Source organism: Anabaenopsis arnoldii, from assembly GCF_028331025.1.
Taxonomy (GTDB): domain Bacteria; phylum Cyanobacteriota; class Cyanobacteriia; order Cyanobacteriales; family Nostocaceae; genus Anabaenopsis; species Anabaenopsis arnoldii.
Map to the genome: position 1 here is coordinate 1 of NZ_JAQMUH010000006.1, position 15,590 is coordinate 15,590.

Consider the following 15,590-nt stretch of genomic DNA (forward strand, 5'->3'; position numbering starts at 1 on the left):
GGGGGGCGGCCCCCCGCTTCTCTTTCCCAGGTTCTGACAATTTCCGCAATTTCTGGTGATTCGCTGTATACTTGGCGATCGCGTAAAAATTGGTAAATTGCCACTATCCCCTGTCCGGAAACCACCCTTTCTACAGACACCCGTTGAATATCATGTTTATCCAGTAGATATTTCAACAGCTGAAATTCTAGCTCATTGCGGGGGGCAAAATCCCCGTGTCCACCTTCTGAGGGAAACACCTGATAATAGTTCCCCTGTTTAATCAGAAACCCTTGTCCTAAACCAGTACCAGCACCAATAACAGCAATGGGTGCTTCTTGTTTGTGTTTCCCAACTTGCAAGGTTAGCAGGTCTTTTTTACTTAATCCGAAAATACCGTAACCCACAGCGGCAAAATCGTTAATTAAGCACATAGAATCAATGCCTAATTCTTGTTTTAACCGGGGGGTATCGAGAAACCAAGTTAAGTTAGTCAGCTTGGCTGTATTATCTACCACTGGTCCGGCGATCGCAAAACAAGCTTTTTGGGGTGTGGGGGTATGAAGCTCAAGGAGGAACTGCTGGACTAAGGGGACTAAATCGGGAAAATCTCCACTAGGGTAAGTTTTCTGTGCAATGGTATGTAAATTTACAGCCTCCACCAACCGCAAAATAGTTTTAGTGCCGCCAATATCTCCTGCTAGTAACAAAGTCATAGAATTGAGGATGGGAATTAATTAATTTGTCTGTGCAGTCAAAAATCCTCATTCAGGATTTGAGCAAATCGAACCACTTCCGATACTTTTTTGCTAACATTCATTAACAAATACACTCTTTAAGAGAGGGCGTATCAACTAATGCACGAAGGAAAATCCTCTATATCCATCAAGTGGGAAGTATCTCCTTTTAGTTCTAGCAACCATTCAGGTCCCTGGCGCAGGATTTTCACTAAGGAACATAAAGAAGCCGTGACTTCTGTTTTAGCAATGTCCCCTACTAACCCCATTGCAGCACCCTGTACAGATGCACTATGTCCTACCAGCAAGATATTTTCAGGATAGCATTCACTAGCCAACAATTGGGCAGTTTTTCCACAACGCTCTTGTACTTGTACCTCAGTTTCTGGATATTCAGCGCTGACAACTGGTGTATAATCAGAATCTATTCTGGGGAATAGTGCCTTTAACTCAGAAATTGAGTGTATTTCCGGTGCTTCTGTCATCCAGTGGGGATTTAACCACTCACTCAAACCTGTTTCTAGTTTAATCCCTAAATTTAAAACTTCTGCCACGGCGTTGGCTGTTTGTACAGTGCGCATAAATGGGGAAGCGAAAATATGAGTAATGGTTTCTGTTTGCAGACGTTGAGCTAACTGCTGAGTTTGTACTATACCATCTTCAGACAAAGGCGGGTCATAACGTCTGACTGCTGTGAGAAACCACTCAGGGTGAACGAAATCCAGACGGTTAGCGTGTCTGGCTATCCAAACTATTTGATTCATAAAACCATTTCATCGCCAGTTTCCTAGATCACCTAGCCCGTGAATTGTACCATGAAGCGGCGGTCAATCCAGTCTTTCCCACACCAGAAAACCCAGTGAGGGGATGAAGTCAAAGCGCCTCTAGTGGCGATCGCTCGTTTGTCCCCAGTCCCGATTAAACTTAAATATTCTGGCTGTGGTCTATAGACTTTCAAAGATTTACCTGATAATATTCTTTGTAAATTCTCAAACAATGGTTTACCCTGGCGTACCGCAAATACTCCAGCTTTAGGACAGGGATGATTTACCATCGTCGCAATATCCCCCGCAGCAAATACCTCTGGGTGAGTTTGACTTTGTAAGGTATCTCCTACTAAAATAAATCCTTGCTCATCTGTACCTAGTCCTGTCGTTCTTATCCATGGGGGTGCGGATGCTTGGGTTACCCAAAATACTTTTTGCGACTCTACCAATAACCCCGATACACATTTTACCTGCAACATTTCTGGTGTTTCCCCATTGCTGTGTTGGGGTGCAATTTCCGCCACGGTTTCCCCTAGATGTAAATTTATCCCCCGTTGAGTGACAATCTGCTGCAATTGACCTTGCACTGATTGGGGATAATTGGGTAACAGTTGCTCCTGACGCCCAAATAAATGAATTGTCAAACCCTGATTTTGTGATCTAATTCTCTGGAGGTGAGTTTGCATGGATAGTACTAACTCTACACCCCCCGCACCACAACCGACAACAGCTATACTTACGGGTTGCTCAGGGTTTTTAGCTACACGTTCTAATAGTCCATACCAATGTTCTAACAATTTTGGTACTGGTTTAGCAGCAATAGCATATTCTGCAGCACCTGGTACAGATATTGTAGCTGGGGTGCTGCCAATGTCAATAGATAGGATATCAAAGTTCACCGGTAGACCTGTAGCACAAATAACTGTGTGGTTTTTCAAGTCTAGTCCCACCGCTCTATCAATATATAACTGTGCGTGAGCAAGGTTAGTCAATTTTTCTAAGTTGATGTGACACTGTTTATAGGTATAAAATCCTGCAATATGACCAGGTAACATACCGGAGTAAGGTGTATTTACATCTGGGGTAATTAATGTTAACTTAACTCCTGGTAAAGGATGTTGGGCAACCTTTTTCAAAACGATAGCATGGCTGTGACCACCACCAATTAATACTAAGTGTTTCTTGGGCATTTTTCCCTACTCCAATCTTGAGACTTTACTCCCGGTTGGGGATATTGCGATCGCCTCTGATCACCTCTGATCACCTGGACAATATCCCCGACTTCCATAGTGGGTCAACCGTTAACAATCATAGTTGACGGTTGACTGGGAAGAGGTGTGACCATCAACAGCCATTAACCGGGGAATTTATTCCCCGTCTAATAGCAAAAGTCCACTAAAAGTGGACTGGTAGGTTACATATAATACTCTAAGCGATGATTGTTCACCTTATTTATCATGTTATATTTAACACCCATTCGGATTTATCCGACTTTAGCTTATGGCTAACGCCACGCTATCGCTATCAGACAGGGGTTTATAACCCCTGGCTCCCGGTTGTCGTAGCTCTTAAACCCTGACCCGTCACCCGTCAACGGTCATCTATATTAAGGTGCTAAACTGAGTTAAATCCCTGGTAGCATTAGAGGCGATCGCACCTTCAGTCCCGATTAATTGCGTTGCTGCTGGGTTGGTATCCATACCGTAAAAATTGAACCAATGGCTACAGTAGATTCCACTTCAATTCGACCGCGATGGAGTTCTACCAGTTGTTTAGTTAAGGCTAAACCGAGTCCTGTACCTTCGTAGCGCCGGCGATAGGGTGTATCTAATTGCTGAAATTTTTCAAACATCACTGGTAATTGTTCTTCAGGAATACCAATTCCAGTGTCTTCAATTTGAAAGACAGCCATATCATCTTCTACCCAGATCCGCAAGGTAACACTGCCACCTCCTGGGGTAAACTTAATCGCATTGGTTAATAAATTCCAGAGAATTTGTTCTACTCGCTGTACATCAGCAGTAAACAGATCCCGTTGGGGGTCGATTTGTAAATCCAGTTGAAGATTAACCTGTTGGTTATCAGCTTTTTCTAATAGTGACTCTAGGGAATTTTTGGCGGTATGGGTTAGGGAAAATTCCGTAATATTTAATACAGTTTTTCCCGCTTCAATTTGGGATAAATCCAGGATGTCATTAATTAGCTCTAATAAATGTTCTCCACTGTCATGGATGGTTTGCAGGTAATCTCGTTGACGTTGACTCAGTTCTCCGAGAGGCCAACGTAACAAAGTGGAAGACATCCCAATCACATAGGTTAAAGGCGTGAGTAATTCGTGACTGATGGTAGCCAGAAATTCGCTTCTGAGGCGACTAGCAGCTTCTGCAGCTAGTAAAGCCTCCCGTAGGGCTTTTGTCCGCTCAATTACTCGTTGTTCTAAACTTTGTTTTTCTTGGGTAAGGGTGCGGGTAGCTTTTTGTAAAGATTGCATCAACTCAGCTTGATGAATAGCAATGGCTAATTGTTCCGCTATGGAAGTGAGTAAACTTTGATCACTTTCGCTCCACTCCCGTGGGGTATGACATTGATGAGCAATCAATAGACCCCACAGATTTTGCTCAAATATAATTGGTGCTACCAACTTAGCCCTAACTTGGCATTTTCGTAATAAATTCAATAAACATTCTTCTGTGACATAAGTTTTTTCCACGTCGTCAATTACTAAGGTAAATCCTTGGCGATACTTTGCTAAACAGGTGGAGTTCTTAGACCAGCAGTCGTTTTCTTGATAAGACAACACCGATGAAATCGCACCTTCAGCCCTCTCCTCATAGACAATACAACCCCCCATCTCTCCTGGGGGTAGGTTTTCATCTATGGTTATGCCATGTAAGCTATCAGTTTTGACACTCAAACCCTGAAATTTATATATTACTAATCGATCCAGTGCCAGAAATTCCCGTACCATACCGATCGCCGTGGCCATAATCACTGGTAAATCTAAGCTTTTGCGAATCTGGGTGGTCACCTGATTTAACAGTCGCTCTTGCAAAATCTGTTTTTTTAAGGCATCTTCCACAGGCTGACAAGTATAAACTTGAGGAATGGCTACGCATCCCGGGCTATCAGCAGGGGTTAAAGGATCTATAATCTTCTGGGATGACCCTGTGCCGATATACTCTAATAACAACAGTGTAAATTTAGTTTGGGTCTGAGCATCATTAGGTCTGACAAGCTCTCGATAGCGTTCCAGATTTTGGTGTGTGTCAGAATTTCCCTCAAACAAGTCTCGTACCTGGGAGACAAATAAAGCGATCGCCTCAGAATTAAATGTCAAACTGCTATTGTATGCGGCGCAATTCCCCCCATCCCCCGGTGCTAAAGTTCCCACCAAAAGGGCGCTAAACTCCTGAGAAATCAACAGCGTAAACCTTTGATTGCGCCACTCTTGGGGTAAAGAAATCCTGACTAATACAGACTCAGTAAGTACCAGTGCAGCACTTCCGACGACTTGAGCCATCTGCTGTAACAATTCCCCCAGCTGATTATATACAACTAAAGGCAAGTTTCGAGAAAAACTCAAATCAGGAGAACTAAGCATTTTTAATGGTCTGGTAATAATTTACGTGGCGGAAGACAGTGTAAAATCTCTTGTAGAGTGCGTCAGATATGAAAAATCTGTTTATTGATGGCATTCATGCACTTCTTGGCATCCTATTAATATGTCATGTAATAACTTGCACGGGCGAAAACAGTGTTATATTCAACAGTTTAAGGGGGTAATACAAGATTATGCATCGTATCAGCGCCACACCGGGGGGATGGAATCAGTCCGCAGGGTTAGTTTTGATCGAACAATCTCCCGCTCCTTTTGTATTCATTACCGCCGCTGATACCGACATTCAAACCCTAGCAGTAGCAGTGACTCAATTACCACCAAACTTCCCAGCCATCAGGGTTGCTAGTCTGTTGCAGTTACAGCAAGAAATAACTATAGATTCCTATGCTGAGGAAGTTTTAGAATCTGCCCAAGTGATTATTTTGCGTCTGTTAGGAGGACGTTCTTATTGGGCATATGGTTTAGGAGTGGTGCAAGAAATTGTACAACGTCAAGGTACAACTCTGATTGTAATGCCTGGTGACGACGGTCTAGACCCAGAATTAATTTCCCAATCTACTTTGCCTTTAAGTGTTATTAATCAAGTATTACAATATTTCCGAGAAGGCGGAGTAGAAAATATTGTTAACGCTCTAAAATTTATCTGTGATACCTGTCTTCATACTTCTTTCCAAGCCTCACCACCAAAAGGAGTTCCCCGTGTTGGGTTATATAACTGGGGAATGGCGACTAGGAAATCAGCAATACCTAAAGTGGGCATTCTTTTCTACCGCGCTCATTATCTATCTGGTAATACTAAAGTAATTGATGCCTTGTGTACAGCCCTGGCAAAACGTAATTTACAACCTGTACCAGTGTTTGTTTCCTCATTGCGTGATCCTGATGTTCAAGGAGAATTAAGTGAGTTTTTCCAGCCTAAAGATACAGACCAAATAGGAGTACTACTAAATACTACGAGCTTTTCTCTGGCGCGGTTGGAAGCAGAAGCACCCCAGCTAGACCTTTGGCAAAAATTGAATGTCCCAGTCTTACAAGTTATCCTCAGTGGTGGTGGAGTGGAGCAGTGGGAATCACAATTACAAGGACTTTCCCCCCGGGATATAGCCATGAATGTGGCGCTACCAGAGGTAGATGGGCGGATTATTACCCGCGCGGTTTCTTTTAAAACCGTACAAAAGCGCCATCCTGACTTAGAAACAGATGTGATGGTTTATGAACCAGTGAGCGATCGCATTGAGTTTGTGTCCCAACTAGCAGCCAACTGGGTAAACCTGCGCTCCCAGCCTCCCCAAAAGCGCCGTATTGCCCTGATTTTGGCAAATTACCCCAATCGCAACGGCAGATTAGCTAATGGCGTAGGATTGGACACACCAGCCAGTTGTGTAGAAATAATTAAGGCTTTACAAAATGGGGGTTATGTGGTAGAGAATCCCCCCAGAAATGGAGATGAATTAATCGACATTCTGACTAGTGGGGTAACTAATGACCCAGAAGGTAGAGATTTTCGCCCTGTGCTGCAAAGTGTTGACCGTGACGATTATCAAAAGTATTTTGCTAGTTTACCCACAACTGTACAGCAAGAAATTACTCAAACATGGGGATGTCCTGACTCTTTCCCCATTCCAGGAATCCAACTGGGTAACATATTTGTAGGGATTCAACCACCACGGGGTTATGATATTGACCCCAGTTTGAATTATCATGCACCGGATTTAGTACCCACTCATGCTTATTTAGCCTTTTATTATTGGGTGAGGGAAATTTTCAGCGCGGATGCAGTGGTTCATGTGGGGAAACATGGCAATTTAGAATGGTTACCCGGTAAAAGTGTCGCCTTATCCAGTCATTGTTATCCCGAAGTAGCTTTCGGACCACTTCCCCATTTTTACCCCTTCATTGTCAATGACCCAGGGGAGGGTTCTCAAGCTAAACGTCGGGCCCAAGCGGTGATTTTAGACCACCTCACTCCCCCCATGACCAGAGCAGAACTTTATGGCGCACTACAACAGTTAGAAAACTTGGTAGATGAATATTATGAGGCGGAAAGTTTAGATCCTGGGCGCTTACCGTCAATTCGCGATCGCATTCGGGAATTAGTTATCCAAGAAAATCTCCACCAAGAGCTAGGTATTGCCATAGAAAGCGATATTTTAAAGTTTGAATCAGTAATTTTAAACTTCATCGGTGGCTATCTGTGTGAACTCAAAGAAGCGCAAATTCGCGACGGTTTACATATTTTCGGTCAATGTCCCCAAGGGCGACAACTGCGAGATTTAATAGTGGCGATCGCCCGTATCCCTAACCGTTACTCCCTAGGTATCACCCGTCACCTAGCCACAGAGTGGGGACTAGAGTTTGACCCCCTAACCACGGATTTTCACACTCAGTTATCAGAAATTGATCAGCAAATTTTACACAACATCACCCCAAAAACCTGTCGCACCGTCGGCGACGCAGTAGAAGTTCTGGAAATACACGCCGCCCAATTAGTAGAACAACTCCTGAATACTCTCCCCCGCTCATCCCCCCATCTTGACTGGATTAAAACTAAACTCATCCCCGCCTTAGAACAAACCAAAGACGAAATCACCAACTTACTCCAGGGACTCAATGGTAAGTATATCCCCAGCGCCCCCTCAGGCGCACCCACCCGGGGAAGACCAGAAGTTTTACCCACCGGGAGAAACTTTTATTCTGTGGATATTCGCGCCATTCCCACAGAAAGCGCTTGGGATGTGGGGAGAAAAGCCGCTGAAAATCTGATTGAATGTTACACCCAAGAAAACGGCGAGTATCCCCAAACCTTGGGTTTATCCTTGTGGGGTACTGCAACCATGCGCACCGGGGGCGATGATATCGCCGAAGCCCTAGCTTTAATGGGAGTGCGTCCTGTTTGGGACAGTGCGGCGCGGCGTGTAGTAGACTTTGAAATCTTACCCTTGAGCATTTTGGGTCGTCCCCGTGTTGATGTTACCTTGCGGATTTCGGGATTTTTTCGGGATGCTTTCCCCAATTTAATTGACTTATTCGAGCAAGCTGTAATCGCAGTGGCCGCACTCAATGAACCCCAAGACTTTAACCCCCTGGCGGCACGAGTCAGCCAAGATACTCAGTTTTGGATGCAACAAGGCTTAACAGTGGAATCAGCGAGAGTGCGATCGCAATACCGGGTTTTTGGTTCTCAACCCGGTGCCTATGGTGCCGGTCTCCAAGGGCTGATGACATCACAAAACTGGATAGATGAGCAAGACTTAGCCCGTGCTTATATAAACTGGAGTTGCTACGCTTACACCAGTGGTAGTTCCCCCGATAGTCAAGGGGAATTAGTGGGTATTTCGGCACCAGAAGCCTTTGAGCAACGCCTAACACAAATGCAAATTGTTTTACACAATCAAGATAACCGGGAACACGACTTACTCGACTCTGATGATTATTACCAATTTCAAGGCGGTTTAACAGCAGCCGTGCGATCGCTACAAGGAAACAACCCGCAAACCTACTTTGGTGATCATTCTCATCCCGCTCAACCAAAAGTGCGCACCCTCAAAGCCGAAATTGCCCGGGTGTATCGTTCCCGTGTAGTTAACCCCAAATGGATTTCCGGAATGATGCGCCATGGTTACAAAGGTGCCTTTGAAATGGCGGCGACGGTAGATTATTTATTTGCCTATGATGCCACAGCCCAATGTGTCGAAGACCATATGTATGAGGGTGTGACACAAGCATATTTACTAGACCCTATAGTTTGTGAATTTATCCAGGATAAAAATCCTTGGGCAATGCGTGATATTGCCGATAAATTATTAGAAGCGCACCAGCGAGGTTTATGGCAGGATGTAAACAGCAAGACATTAGATAAGTTGCGAAATCTCGTACATCAAGCAGAAGCAACCATCGAAGAAAAATAAATCAGGAGATATCACATGGACAATCTTGCATATTTATATTTAGCCAATACCTATGAAAACAGTGCATCCAGTGAATTAGCATCCTTGAGTGTCTTATTCAAGAAAGCATCTGCCCCCGACTGGAAACGCCTTTCTGGTGGAGCCTGGAAGCACTTGTTACCCTTAGCTGTGGCTATATCTATTCTTAGTTCTATCAGCAGTGCTTTCGCACTACAACGAGGTGATCAAGGTCCTTCGGTAGCCAACCTCCAAAGACAATTGCAACAAGCTGGCTTTTACCGAGAGCAGATCACACAAGTCTATGATTTTTCCACAGAAGATGCTGTACGGCGTTTTCAATCATCTCAAGGTTTAGTAGTTGATGGGGTTCTGGGAGTAGAGACACGGCAAAAATTAGAAACCTCGCTGAGAAAACCAGTAAATCCCCAACCCTCCACACCAACTATTACCAGCACCGTAGTACCCACCATCAACAGTCATGTAGAATCTATTCCCCCGCTGACCACTGCTAGTACACCGTTTGAGACAGTAAAAACCTCAACACCGCAACCACAAAAAGTTACAACTGCGAAAACTCCCACTCAACGCCGTCATCCCCAGTTGCTCCACAGAGGTGATCAAGGCGAAGATGTCAGGGTTTTACAAGAAAGGCTGCGAGTTGCAGGTTTCTATTCTGGTAAAGCCACCGGGGTCTTTGGTCCGGTTACTGAAGAAGCTGTCAAACAATTCCAAACAGCTTCTAAATTAGATGCTGATGGCATTGTTGGCCCGTCCACAATCAAAAAATTGCCCCCTGTGGGCGTTGGTGGCGCAACAACAACCCCTCCCACACCCAGACAAACAGCTAATCCAGACAATCTCAGAATGGGTAATCGGGGTCAAGCCGTCAGACTGCTTCAAGAACATTTGATCGCGGCCGGATATCTAACCGCAACACCAACCGGGTATTTTGGTTCCCAGACTGATGATGCTGTGCGTAGGTTTCAAGCCGCTAATCACTTAGCTGTCAGTGGAATTGCTGGACCGACTACTAGAGCTAAGTTATATAGCTTAATTAACACCGGCCGCCAGGGTGATTTCAGTGTCTTGGAAATTCAAAGGCGACTACAAGCACAGGGTTTCTATCGAGGTGATCTCAACGGCGTTATGTCCGATGAGACTAAACGCGCTCTTCAGCAAGCAAAAACATTTTACGGCATCAATGTAAGTAATCTCACTAGCGGAAAACTTTAGGCTCTATGGCTACAAAGGCATCAGAGACCGTTGGCACTGAGGACAGACTGCATGAATTGTCATTTGACAGTCTAGCAGGTGGAATCCCTCTTTTTGAGCCGTTTTTGCACCTATTTTTAAAATCGAGTCGTTTTTAAACTCGATAGTCGCGTTACATTTAACACAAATTAAATGGTGGTGATGATGGGGGGAGGGTTGGTTAATTTCATAATGCTTATGTCCTTCTCCCAGTTCTAGTTCCCGCAAAATCCCCATCCGTGCCATCAATTTCAACGTCCGATAGACTGTTGAAAGGCTGATTCCCTGACCCTCAGTCTCCAGTCGATGATAAAGATCCTCAGCGCTGAGATGTTCACCTTGGGGAAGTTCTTGGAAAATGTGTAAAATCGTCTCCCGTTGGGGTGTTAAACGCCAACCTCTATCATTTAGTTCTGCCTTGAGCGAAGAAGATGTGTAAACAGTCATATTAATTCTTTTCTCAACAAAGCCTATTAGTTGAGAATATAACAAATTCTGGGATTAAGCAATAAATATTTCTTCTTGCTAAATATTATAGTATTTCCCATGCTCGTGAGGTACAATTTTTTTAGTTTGAGGGAACACCGGAACACCGGAACAGGGAATTGGTGTATACTTCATGAGCCTGAAAAAGGCTATATCAATAAATTAGTGAAAAAAAACCCTGGTAAATCTATGGAACCTCCGCCACCCTAAGCCATGACTAGGAGAAAGCCAATGGTAGATTTGTTTGGTTGTGGAACCTAGGCGGTTCCAGATTTGAACCTAACTTAAGGACTCTAAATAATCCCGGATAAAGTTGCGTCGTTTCGGTTGGCGCAGCTTTTGCAAAGCTTTGGATTCTATTTGACGTACTCTTTCTCTAGATAAGTCCAGAGCGCGGCCAATTTCGGCTAGGGAGTAAGGATGACCATCCGCTAAACCAAACCGCATCAGTATTACATCACGTTCACGGCTAGTTAAATCTGCTAACAGAGTATGCAAGTCTCTTTGTAAAGATTCTCGCACTAACATTTCTTCGGGGGTAATCCCGTCGGTTTCCAATAATTCCCCTAATTCGGTGTCTTTATCTTTGCCTACCTTCGTCTCCATGGACACGGAACGTGGTACTTTAAGTAACACTTCCCTGACTTGGTTTGGTGTCATTTCTAACTCAATGGCTAGGTCTTCTAAGGTGGCTGTACGACCTTTTTCTTGAGAAATTTTCCGTTGTGCTTTTTTGATTTTGTTCAGCTTTTCTGTAATATGAACAGGTAAGCGAATTGTGCGGCTATAAGTGGCGATCGCCCGTGTAATTCCCTGACGAATCCACCAATAAGCATATGTACTAAAGCGATATCCCTTAGTGGGGTCAAATTTCTCGACCGCTCTTTCTAAGCCTAAAGTTCCCTCTTGGACTAAATCCAATAATTCTAAGCCCCGATTTTGATACTTTTTCGCCACGGACACTACCAAGCGCAAATTAGCCTTGATCATGTGTTCCTTAGCTTGGAGTCCTTGGGATTTGATTTGTTCTAGCTCTTCTACTGTTAACTCAGCAATTTCTGCCCAGCGGCGTTTGCCATTTGCTAAAGTAGGTTTGAGATCCAATAGATTCATCCCCGCACTACTAGCCCACCTTTCCAAAGATGGGCGGTGTCCTAGTTCAGATGTCAGACGCTCCTGAACCTCAATTAACTTGAGAAATGGCACAATCACTTGATCCCCTTGCTGTGCCGCATTAGTTAGTACAGTCCGCATCCGCAAGTAGCGTTGAACTTTTTGGGCTTCTGAAACTTCTTGATCCCGCCCCAGAAGCTGTACTCGCCCAATTTCCTGAAGATATAAACGTACTAGGTCTGTACTCCGACGGTTAGTACTCCCTTCCAAGTGAGCATGGTCTGTTGCTGCTACTTGCAACTCTTGGATATCATCAGCCGATAACTCATCATCAATAGTCAGTTCTGTATTCAAACTCTCGACAGACTTCTGAGTGTAGGAAGCCTCATCTGCATAAAAAGATATTGCTGGCATATGGCTAGTCTCAATGGCTCCAGGTAACAATAGATAATGGCGCAACTAATGAACTGGTGCTATTGCGTGATTCAACATGAACTAATCTGGTAGAGGTTTTAGTTAAGCTTCTGAGCCAGAAAACACACTGATATTTTTCACACTGTTACCGATGTATCGGTTGAGCGTTTCAATTGAACCAATAGCTATTCAAATCTATATCTAGGCTTTAAATAAACATGGAATATTTTAGTGAGGGTTTTAACACAGGATATTTATATGGCTGATGCCACAATACGCTATCAGGCTGATGTTGGTAACTTGTAAAACTTGTTTTACAAGTTGGTAACTTGTAAAACATATGTTTACCATCGCTATAGTGATATATACATCGGGGTGAAAGAATATCCTGACGATTTTATGATTTTTTTTTCTAGGGATTATTCAGGTTCACACTACTCGTAATACTTTGTCATCCTACGCAGGATTAACAGTTGTACTCTGGCTTAATATCTCGTAGCATTAGTTCCTCCAAAGCTTGTCGCGGTGTGACTTCACCTTGCAGCAAGGCATAAACTTGTTCGGTAATGGGGATAGCAATACTGTGCTCCTGGGCTCGTTTGATTAAGACTTGACAAGTATTCACACCTTCGGCTGTTCCTGGTAAATTTGCCAGAACTTCTACTAGTGTTTTACCCCCAGCCATCTGGTAACCAACTTGGTAATTACGACTGAGGGGACTGTTACAAGTCGCTAACAAATCTCCTAGACCTGATAAACCATAAAATGTTTCCGTCTTTGCACCCCAATTTTGGCCAATGCGAACCATTTCCGTCAGTCCACGGGTGACTAAGGCGGCTTTGGCGTTGGTTCCTAGATGCAAGCCATCACATACACCAGCAGCGATCGCCATAATATTTTTTAATGTTCCCCCTAGTTCCACACCGATGGGGTCAGGATTGGTATATACCCGGAAACAACTAGAAGAAAATACCTGTTGCACCAATTGAGCCGCTTTCTGGTTCTTGCTGGCCACTACTGTTGCTGCTGGTAGTGATTGGCGAATTTCCGCCGATAAATTTGGCCCCGACAAAACAACTACTGGATGGTCAGGGAATGCTCCTTGCCAAATTTGCGAGGGGGTACAGGTAGTTTGGGGATCTAGTCCTTTGGTAGCTGTGACAAAAATTGTTTTGGCTGACAGGGGGAGGAATTCCATTTGAGACACTATTTCACTCACCCCTGTCATGGAGATAGCCGACAAGATGATGTCAGCATTTTGTAAAACTGCTGATAAACTTACTTTTCCCCCACGTGACCAGATACGCACCTCATGGCCGTTGTCCGTGGCTAAGTTGGCTAAGGCCATAGCCCAAGCACCAGCACCCAGTATACCTATGGTAGTTTTTTGCACCACTTTTAACAATCATTGACAATTACTTAAAGACTCTGTACCGACCTGACGCGGGTAGCGTTGCATTAGTTCTCTGACTTGCTCTGCATGATATGAGCTTCTTGTCAAGGGTGAAGAAACAACTTGTAAAAATCCGATTTCCTCACCGAAGACCTGCCAAGCTGCAAATTGTTCTGGGCTGATAAAGTCATTAACTTGCAAGTGTTTTTGACTGGGTTGGAGATATTGCCCAATGGTCAAAATGTCACAATCTACACTGCGTAAATCTGCCATGACTTGGCGGACTTCCCCATCAGTTTCACCCAGACCCACCATAATCCCAGATTTGGTGTATACTTGAGGCGCTATTTGCCGCGATCGCCCCAATAATTCTAAACTCCGTCGGTAGTTTCCCTGGGGACGTACCCGGCGATATAACCGCTCTACGGTTTCTGTGTTGTGGTTGAGTACCTCTGGGGAGGCTTGTAAAATCACTTCTAAAGCCTTCCAATTACCGCACAAGTCAGGAATTAACACCTCAATTGTGGTTTGAGGTGAGAGTTCCCGCACCGCTTGAATACACAGCACAAACTGAGAAGCACCACCATCAGGTAAATCATCACGGTTGACCGAAGTAATCACCACATGATTTAGTTTCATCCGCTCCACAGCTGCTGCTAGTCGTCCTGGTTCTGTGGGGTCTAGAGGTTGGGGTTTTTTCTCAAAGTCAATATCACAGTAAGGACAGGCGCGGGTACAAGCCGGACCCATAATTAAAAATGTGGCTGTACCAGCTTGAAAGCACTCACCAATATTAGGACATGACGCTTCTTCACAAACTGTGTTAAGCGCTAAATCCCGCAAAATTTCTTTAACGTTACCAACGCGCTGCCATTGAGGCGCTTTTACTCGCAACCAGTCTGGTTTAACAGTCACAATCTGCCCTTATGAAGTTATACAAATCTCATCCTAGCAAACGGTAGCTTAATGAGTTAGGGTAAGATATTGATTATATATCAACAAAGTTGTACTATCATGATATAATCGTATCTTGTATGTCGTGGCGGGATGTAGCGCAGCTTGGTAGCGCACTTCGTTCGGGACGAAGGGGCCGCTGGTTCGAATCCAGTCATCCCGATGTACATTAACTTAATTTTATTTGTCCGCGTTGCCCAACTACCTAGTCATCAAGGTGTATTGGCGTTCAAAACTATGACAATCATAACTTTTATAGCCTTTTTCAGGCTCATGAAGTACACACCTATTCCCTGTTCCCTCTTCGGTGTGTTCCCTCAAACTAAAAAAAATTGTACCTCACGAGCATGGGAAATCCTATATTGATTTCTATTGCTTCAGTTAGGAAAAATCCCAAACGAAGTGCGCCTTTCACCCCACCTAAATTCGAGTAGATGACTTGAATCTGGCCGCCCTAAACCTGGAAATGCAGCAGCACCTATGAACTCCAGCACCCATGACCATGATTTTTATGCTTGGACACAAGAACAAGTAAACCTGTTAAAAACAGGACAACTTGATCAAGTCGATTGGCAAAATATTGTCGAAGAAATAGAAGACATAGGACGCTCAGAAAAACGACAAATAGAAAGTAGATTATAAATTTTAATTATACACCTTTTAAAATGGCAATTTCAGCCCAGCTTACGCTCTCGCAGTTGGCAATTAACCATTAAAGAGCAACGGCTGCGTTTAGAAAAACTCCTGGAAAAAAACCCTAGTCTTCAACCTCATCTCACTGCAGCCATAGAAGATGTTTATCCTCTAGCTACCATTAGCGCCGAAAGAGAAACGGGATTATCATCATTTCCCCAAACCTGTCCCTACAAACTCACAGAGATTTTATCCCCTGAATTTTTACCACAGTAAATTATAGAGATATCCCAGACTTCTCAGAGGATGCTTGTCAAGTATTAAACAGGTAATTTT

General features: G+C 44.0%; 10 protein-coding genes, 1 tRNA gene and 1 pseudogene. 4 read left to right on the forward strand and 8 right to left on the reverse strand.

The features are described 5' to 3' along the window. From glk to PN457_RS00205, 4 genes are all read right to left on the reverse strand, one after another. The coding region (glk, locus tag PN457_RS00190) for a glucokinase (RefSeq protein WP_271730512.1) at positions 1–695 on the reverse strand (695 nt) is incomplete at its 3' end. Positions 696–829: 134 nt separating this feature from the next. Next, entirely contained in the window at positions 830–1,480 is a 651-nt protein-coding gene (locus PN457_RS00195; RefSeq protein ID WP_271730513.1) for a histidine phosphatase family protein, read from the reverse strand. Between the two features lie 32 nt (positions 1,481–1,512). Continuing rightward, entirely contained in the window at positions 1,513–2,673 is a 1,161-nt protein-coding gene (locus tag PN457_RS00200; protein ID WP_271730515.1) for an FAD-dependent oxidoreductase, read from the reverse strand. Positions 2,674–3,152: 479 nt separating this feature from the next. Further along, on the reverse strand, positions 3,153–5,084 hold the full coding sequence (locus PN457_RS00205; RefSeq protein WP_271730516.1) for a GAF domain-containing sensor histidine kinase: 1,932 nt from the start codon (positions 5,082–5,084) through the stop codon (positions 3,153–3,155). A 191-nt stretch (positions 5,085–5,275) separates the two neighbouring features. Here PN457_RS00205 and cobN point away from each other — a divergent pair, with 191 nt between their 5' ends. Together cobN and PN457_RS00215 are read left to right on the forward strand one after the other, a co-directional pair. After that, the gene (cobN, locus tag PN457_RS00210) at positions 5,276–9,010 is read left to right on the forward strand and encodes a cobaltochelatase subunit CobN (RefSeq protein WP_271730517.1); all 3,735 of its coding nucleotides are present in this window, start codon (positions 5,276–5,278) and stop codon (positions 9,008–9,010) included. Between the two features lie 15 nt (positions 9,011–9,025). After that, positions 9,026–10,243, forward strand: coding sequence for a peptidoglycan-binding domain-containing protein (locus PN457_RS00215; protein ID WP_271730519.1), 1,218 nt, complete (start codon positions 9,026–9,028; stop codon positions 10,241–10,243). Positions 10,244–10,252: 9 nt separating this feature from the next. Here PN457_RS00215 and PN457_RS00220 read toward each other — a convergent pair whose 3' ends face one another. The 4 genes from PN457_RS00220 to lipA all read right to left on the reverse strand — a co-directional run bounded on the left by PN457_RS00220 (position 10,253) and on the right by lipA (position 14,582). Further along, entirely contained in the window at positions 10,253–10,708 is a 456-nt protein-coding gene (locus PN457_RS00220) for a transcriptional repressor (RefSeq protein ID WP_271730521.1), read from the reverse strand. A gap of 318 nt (positions 10,709–11,026) precedes the next feature. After that, the gene (sigC, locus tag PN457_RS00225; protein WP_271730523.1) at positions 11,027–12,274 is read right to left on the reverse strand and encodes an RNA polymerase sigma factor SigC; all 1,248 of its coding nucleotides are present in this window, start codon (positions 12,272–12,274) and stop codon (positions 11,027–11,029) included. A gap of 466 nt (positions 12,275–12,740) precedes the next feature. Further along, positions 12,741–13,667 carry an NAD(P)H-dependent glycerol-3-phosphate dehydrogenase gene (locus PN457_RS00230; RefSeq protein ID WP_271730587.1) on the reverse strand — a complete coding sequence of 309 codons (927 nt, stop codon included), beginning with the start codon at positions 13,665–13,667 and terminating at the stop codon, positions 12,741–12,743. Between the two features lie 12 nt (positions 13,668–13,679). Then, positions 13,680–14,582: a lipoyl synthase gene (lipA, locus tag PN457_RS00235; protein WP_271730525.1), complete on the reverse strand. Its 903-nt coding sequence runs from the start codon at positions 14,580–14,582 to the stop codon at positions 13,680–13,682. A gap of 128 nt (positions 14,583–14,710) precedes the next feature. On the opposite strand from lipA, the gene PN457_RS00240 reads away from it, so the two are divergent. Both PN457_RS00240 and PN457_RS00245 read left to right on the forward strand, forming a co-directional pair. Next, positions 14,711–14,784, forward strand: a tRNA-Pro gene (locus PN457_RS00240). Positions 14,785–15,101: 317 nt separating this feature from the next. Next, positions 15,102–15,530, forward strand: a pseudogene (locus PN457_RS00245) (DUF29 domain-containing protein). Positions 15,531–15,590 lie beyond the last annotated feature (60 nt).